Annotated in this window: 1 protein-coding gene; it reads left to right on the top strand. The window is 53.3% G+C overall.

Annotated features, from left to right (window positions below; all coding sequences use genetic code 11):
* On the top strand, positions 1-7,607 hold a 7,607-nt coding region (locus tag ACGF63_RS21880), incomplete at both ends, for an amino acid adenylation domain-containing protein (RefSeq protein WP_387633185.1).

The raw sequence follows: 7,607 nt of genomic DNA, 5'->3' as shown, positions 1-7,607 counted from the left end.
GCATTAGTGTATCAAGGGCAGACGCTCAGTTATACCGAATTGAACATCCGTGCTAACCGGTTGGCTCATCAGTTGATTGCACTGGGTGTCACACCGGACCAGCCGGTGGCGATTTGCGTGGCACGTTCACCGGCCATGGTGGTGGGATTGTTGGCGGTGTTGAAAGCGGGTGGCGCCTATGTGCCGTTAGACCCGGCTTATCCGGGTGAACGTCTGGTGCGTATCCTGAATGATGTTGCGCCGTCAGTGATACTGGCTGATGAGGCCGGATGTGTAGTACTGGGCAGGGAAGCGCTGGCCGGACTGACGGTATTGGACCCCAATCTTTTGCCTGATCAGGCAGACCGTAATCCGCAGATACCTGCGCTGACTTCCCGTCATTTGGCCTATGTGATTTACACTTCCGGCTCTACTGGCACACCGAAGGGGGTCATGGTTGAGCATGGCTCTCTGTTAAATTTACATGGAACGCTGACGGAGCGTGCATTTGCGTATTCACCGGCACCTTACCGGGTTAGCCTGAATGCCAGTATTTCCTTTGATGCGGCATTGCAGAACTTACTGGGTCTGTTGAATGGCTATACGCTGGTGATTGTTCCACAAGATGTGCGGGCTGATAGTGCGGCCTTATTGCAATTTTTAGCCAGGACAAATCTTGATGTATTGGATTGTACGCCAATGCAATTAGAGATGTTGCTGGCAGCGGGTTTGCATCAGCATCAAAAAGCGTTGACGCTGTTGATTGGCGGTGAACCCATATCAGTACAAACCTGGCAGACGGTAGCCGGTATACCGCAACTGACAGCTTATAACGTATACGGCCCAACCGAATGTACCGTGGATGCGACGCTGGCCTGCATAGAGCCAGCGCATCCTTCTCCGACGATTGGTCGCCCGCTTGCCAATACCCGGCTTTATTTACTGGATAAGTTTGGTTGTCCTGTGCCGTTGGGCGTGGTGGGGGAATTGTATATTGGTGGTGCGGGTGTCGCGCGGGGTTATCTGAACCGGCCAGAATTGACCGCTGAACGTTTCTTGGTCGATCCGTTTAACGATAAACCGGGTGCACGGATGTATAAAACGGGAGATTTAGCCCGTTACCTGCCGGACGGTAATCTGGAATTCTTGGGCCGTAATGACCATCAGGTGAAGATCCGAGGTTTTCGCATTGAACTGGGTGAAATTGAAACCCGGTTATTGGAACACCCTGCGGTGAGTGAATCCGTTGTGCTGGCTTTGGGAGAAGGGCAGGATAAGCGTTTGGTTGCCTATGTAGTGGCGCAAGCGGATGACGGGTTGGTTAACCGTCTGCGTGAACATCTGAGCGCGTCGTTGCCTGAGTACATGGTACCGTCTGCTTTTGTGCGCTTGGATGCCTTTCCGTTAACGCCGAATAGTAAATTGGATCGCCGGGCGTTGCCGGCACCGGGCGAGGACGCTTTTGCCCGTCAGATTTACCAAGCGCCGCAAGGCGAGATGGAAACTGCCCTGGCGTCTATTTGGCGTGAATTGCTGGGGGTTGAACAGATTAGCCGGCATGACAATTTCTTTGCTTTGGGCGGTCACTCGTTACTGGCGATGCGAGTGATGAATCGGGTAACTGCTTTAGGTATTGAACTGCCGCTGACTACCCTGTTTAAATCCCCATCATTAGGGGCTTTTGCTGAGGTCATGCAGGCCCGGATGGGGCAGTCGGACATTATCCTGTCGTCCATCCTGCCGATATCCCGTGAAGGGGAATTACCGTTATCATTTGCTCAACAGCGCCTGTGGTTTCTGACGCAGCTTGAGGGCGTCAGTGAAACTTATCATATCCCGATGGCCCTGCGATTGTCTGGTCAACTGGATATCGTGGCCTGGCAAAAAGCGCTGGATACCTTATTTGCCCGTCATGAAGCGTTACGTTCTGTCTTTGTCTTTGTAGATGGTCAGCCGCAAGTGCGGCTGTTGGAGCCGGATAGTGGCTTACTGTTATCTCAATATGACCTGCGTGGAGTTCCGGATGCTGATGAGGTCCTTGAGCGTCTGAGTACAGAGGAGGCCCACGCGTCATTTGACCTCAAAAGTGGTCCGCTTATCCGGGCGGCTCTCATCCGGCTCACCAATGACGAATATCAGTTTTTGCTGACTTTGCATCACATTATTTCCGATGGCTGGTCTGCCAATGTGCTGATACAGGAACTGAACACGCTCTATACGGTATTTATGGATGGGCAATCCGATCCATTGCCGCCGTTGGCGATCCAATACCCGGATTACGCCGCCTGGCAGCGTCAGTGGCTGTCGGCTGAACGTATTCAGGCTCAGTCTGACTATTGGCGTGCAATGTTGGCTGACGCGCCAGTCTTGCTGGATTTGCCGACAGATCGACCCCGTCCGCCGGAGCAGTCGTTTGCCGGGCAGGCCGTGCCGATTACCCTGGATGTGGAGTTAACGGCGGCCCTGAAACGCCTGAGTGAACAGCACGGTGTCACCTTATTCATGACGTTGTTGTCAGCCTGGTCGGTGGTTCTGTCACGTTTATCAGGTCAGGAAAATGTGGTGATTGGCACCCCGAGTGCAGGCCGTAGTCGTCAGGAAGTAGAGCCATTGATTGGCTTCTTTGTCAATACGCTGGCATTGCGCATGGACTTATCGGATGAGCTGAATGTGACTGAGTTGCTGGCGCGAGTCCGGCAAACCGCATTGGCGGCACAGGAGCATCAGGATTTACCGTTTGAACAGGTGGTGGAAATCGTGCAACCGCCGCGCCGACTGGCGCATACCCCGTTATTCCAGGTGATGTTTGCCTGGCAGAATAATGAGAGCACGGACTGGAAACTGCCGAAGCTGGCAGTCTCACCGGTCGATCAAGCCGTTGATGTTGTCAAGTTTGATCTTGAACTGGGTTTGTCAGAGGAGGAGGGCCGGATCGTGGGGGCGTTGAGTTATGCCACTGCCCTGTTTGATTCAGCGACAATGGAGCGGCAGGTGGGATATTTGTACGCGGTGCTGCAAGCGATGGTGGTTAACCCTCAACAGCCGATCGGAGAAATTGATATTTTGGCCCCAGCGGAGCGCAAGCTATTGCTGGAAACCTGGAACACGACGGAAAGCGTGTATCCTGAGGCGTTATGTATTCATCAGTTGTTTGAACAACAGGTGGAGAAAACCCCACAGACCACGGCACTGGTGTATCAAGAGCAGGCTCTCAGTTATGCTGAATTAAATACCCGCGCCAACCGTTTGGCCCATCAGCTTATCGCACTGGGTGTCGTGCCCGATCAGCGAGTGGCGATTTGTGTGTCACGTTCACCGGCAATGATAGTGGGGGTATTGGCAATACTGAAAGCCGGTGGCGCCTATGTGCCGCTGGACTCGGTTTATACCGGGGAGCGTCTGGCCCATATCCTGACCGATGCCGCGCCGGCTATCGTGCTGGCGGATGATACCGGACGTAATGCGCTGGGCGAGAAAATGCTGACTGAGCTGACGGTGCTCGACCCTAATATCTTGCCTGATCAGCCGGAGGATAACCCACAGGTACCGGCATTAACCGCACAGCATCTGGCGTATGTGATTTACACCTCCGGTTCGACGGGGACGCCGAAGGGGGTGATGGTCGAGCACCGTAATATCCAGCGTTTGTTCGATGCGACTGAATCCTGGTATCACTTTACCCGGCAAGATGTTTGGTGCCTGTTCCATTCCATTGCGTTTGATTTCTCGGTATGGGAATTATGGGGAGCGTTACGCTATGGCGCTAAACTGGTTCTGGTGCCGCATGCAATTGCCCGTTCCCCTCAAGAGCTGCATCAATTCGTATGTCAGCATGGCATCACGGTGTTGAATCAGACGCCGAGCGCGTTCAAGGCCTTGATTGCCAGTTATGTTGCTAATCCATTACCGGACCAGTTGCGTTATATCATCTTTGGGGGAGAAGCCCTCGATCCGGGGATGTTACGGCCGTGGTATCACCTGCGTGAAGAGACATCACCACGGTTGGTGAATATGTACGGTATCACGGAGACAACGGTTCATGTGACTTATCGGGAACTGAATCCGCATGATGTGGAACAGATAACCAGTCCTATTGGTGCACGTATTCCGGATTTAACCCTTTATCTGTTGGATAAATATGGTCAGCCGGTGCCGTTAGGGGTAACAGGCGAATTGTATGTTGGGGGAGCCGGTGTAGCGCGGGGTTATCTGAATCGCCCAGAGCTGACGGCGGAACGTTTCCTGATAGATCCGTTTAGTGATCAACCGGATGCCCGTATGTACCGTACCGGGGATTTAGCCCGTTACCTGCCTGAGGGGAATTTGGTGTTTGTGGGTCGCAACGACCAGCAGGTTAAAATCCGCGGTTTCCGTATTGAACCGGGGGAAATTGAGGCTCGATTGGTAGAACACCCGGCGGTGAGTGAATCTGTAGTATTGGCATTGGGGCAAGGGCAAGATAAGCGTCTGGTTGCTTATGTCGTGGCACCAGCGGATGAGGGGCTGGCGAATAGCCTGCGTACCTACCTAAGCGCTATTTTACCGGATTATATGGTGCCAACGGCCTTTGTGCGGCTGGATGCATTTCCGCTAACGCCGAACGGTAAATTGGATCGTCGGGCCTTGCCAGCTCCGGACAATGAAGCGTTTGCCCGTCAGATTTATGCAGCACCACAAGGGAAAACGGAAATCGCATTGGCGACCATTTGGCGTGAGTTGTTAGGTATTGAACAGATTAGCCGACACGATAGCTTCTTCGCACTGGGTGGTCACTCTCTGCTGGCGGTACGGATGATTGAACGCCTGCGTCACCAGGGGCTGGCACTGGCGGTACGTGACTTGTTCCAGTCTCCAGTATTGTCTGAGCTGTCGCAGACATTGAGGCAGCACCGGGCCGTGGTGGTGCCACCGAATGTTATTACGCCAGCGACGACGGCACTCACGCCGGAGATGTTACCGCTGATAGATCTGACTCAGGCTGACATTGACTGCCTCGTCGAGCAAGTGCCGGGTGGAATGGCCAATATTCAGGATATCTATGCCCTGTCACCGTTGCAGGACGGTATTTTGTTCCACCACTTACTGGCAAACGAAGGTGATCCGTATCTGATAGTCAGTCAGATGCTCTTTGCTGATCGCGCTTTATTAGACCGTTATTTTGCGGCGGTACAACAGGTGGTTGAACGTCACGATATCCTACGTACCGCTTTTCTCTGGCAGGGATTATCTGTGCCGGTTCAGGTGGTCTGGTGTCAGGCGCCTTTATCGGTCACTGAATTGGCACTCGACCCGGCTGATGGGGCGATTTGTGATCAGTTGACTCAACGTTTTAGTCCGCGTCATTATCGTCTTGATCTGAATCAAGCACCATTATTGCGGTTTGTGGTGGCGCAGGAAACCGATGGTCGCTGGCGAGTATTGCAATTGCAGCATCACCTGATTGGCGACCATACGACGATGGAAGTCATGAACCAGGAAATTCAAGCGTATCTTATCGGGCAAGGGAATAACCTGCCCGTTCCTGCTCCTTTCCGTAATTTGATTGCTCAGGCACGGTTGGGGGTTAATCAGGCAGAGTATATCCGCTTCTTTACCGATATGCTGACTGAAGTGGATGAACCAACGTTACCCTTCGGACTGACGGAGGTGCGTCGTAATGATTTGCAGATGATGGAATCACACCAAATGTTATCTCAGGTGTTGAATGATCGTCTTCGCAGTCAGGCAAGACGTCTGGGTGTCAGTTTGGCAACGTTGTGTCATTTGGCCTGGGCACAGGTATTGTCGCGTACCAGTGGTCAGGAGAAAGTGGTGTTCGGCACCGTCCTGTTTGGGCGCATGGCGGCGGGGGAAGGCGCTGACAGTGGGATGGGGCTATTTATCAATACCTTGCCGTTGCGGCTGGATATCGATGATACGCCGGTACAGGACAGTGTACGGGCAGCACATGCCCGATTAGCCGAATTGTTAGATTATGAGCATGCCTCATTAGCGTTAGCTCAGCGTTGCAGTAGGGTACAGGGTGAAATGCCACTCTTTAGTGCTTTGTTGAACTATCGGCATAACACATTACAAGTGGTTTCGGATGAAACCATGAGTGGTATCGAATTCCTTGGTGGGCAGGAGAGTAGTAACTATCCGTTTTCCTTGTCAGTGGAAGATTTTGGTAATGCACTGGGGTTGACGGCTGAGGTTGTCCAGCCATATGAGCCGGAACGGGTATGCGGATATATGCGGCAGGCGCTGGAAAATCTGGTGGAGGCGCTTGAGTTGGCCCCGGAAACACCGGTACGGACGCTAAGCATTCTGCCTGAGGCTGAACGCGCGTTATTAGTGGAAACCCGGAACGCCACAGAAACCCAGTATCCTGACCCGTTATGTATTCATCAGTTGTTTGAGCAACAGGTGGAGCGGGCTCCGGAGGCGACGGCACTAGCGCATCAAGAGCAGACCTTCAGTTATGCCGAATTAAATGCCTGCGCCAACCGCCTGGCCCATCAATTGATTGCTCAGGGTGTCACACCGGACCAGCGGGTGGCGATTTGCGTGGAACGCTCTCCGGCGATGGTGGTGGCTTTGCTGGCGGTACTGAAAGCCGGTGGCGCTTATGTGCCGCTGGATTTAACCTATCCTGGGGAACGTCTGGCGTATATCCTGAATGATACCGCCCCAGCAGTGGTCCTGGCTGATGCGGCCGGGAGGGTGGCGTTGGGTGAAGCCACGCTGGCGGGGCTGACAGTGCTTGACCCGAATACCCGGCCAGACCAGCCGGACAGTAATCCTCTGGTACTGGCGTTGACGCCACAGCATCTGGCGTATGTGATTTACACCTCCGGTTCAACCGGACAGCCAAAAGGGGTGACGATAGAACATCAGGCGATTTATCAGCGCAATTTAGGTTTTAATGAAACTTATGCGGTGACAGCGCAAGACCGGGTGTTGCAATTCTCCTCTTTTGCTTTTGATGCGTCGATCGAAGAATTTTTCTCGTCATTATCTCATGGCGCGACGTTGGTGATGCGTGATGATCGCTGGCTGGTTTCGGTACAAGAATTTATCTCTTTGATCCGACAACATCGTATTACGGTGATGTCTCTGCCGACGCTGTTTTGGTCTGAACTGGCGGCATTACCGCTACCGGAGTGCCTCAGGTTAATCATTATTGGGGGTGAGGCGGTACAGAAGAGTGCTGTTCAGGCGTGGTTTGCCCAGAAAGCCTATCGTCCACAACTGTTAAATACCTATGGTCCGACTGAAAATACCGTGATTGCTACCTGTAAGGCGATATTATCGCCGGAAGATACGCGTTCTATCGGTCGGCCAGTGAAAAATACCGGTGTTTACCTGCTGGACCCCTATGGTCAACCGGTACCATTGGGCTGCACTGGCGAAATGTATATTGGTGGCGTCGGGGTGGCGCGCGGTTATCTTAACCGACCGGAACTGAGCGCGGAGCGTTTTATCCCGGATCCCTTTAGCCCGATAGCGGGTGCGCGGATGTATCGTACCGGGGATTTGGCCCGTTATCTGCCGGACGGTGATCTGGAATTCCTGGGCCGTAACGACGAGCAGGTGAAAATTCGTGGCTTCCGCATTGAACCGGGGGAGATTGAAGCTCGGCTGACAGA

This window comes from Photorhabdus sp. RM322S, from assembly GCF_042879395.1.
Classification (GTDB): domain Bacteria; phylum Pseudomonadota; class Gammaproteobacteria; order Enterobacterales; family Enterobacteriaceae; genus Photorhabdus; species Photorhabdus khanii.
Note: the sequence above shows the minus strand (reverse complement) of the source record. Positions and strands in the feature narration are given on the sequence as shown.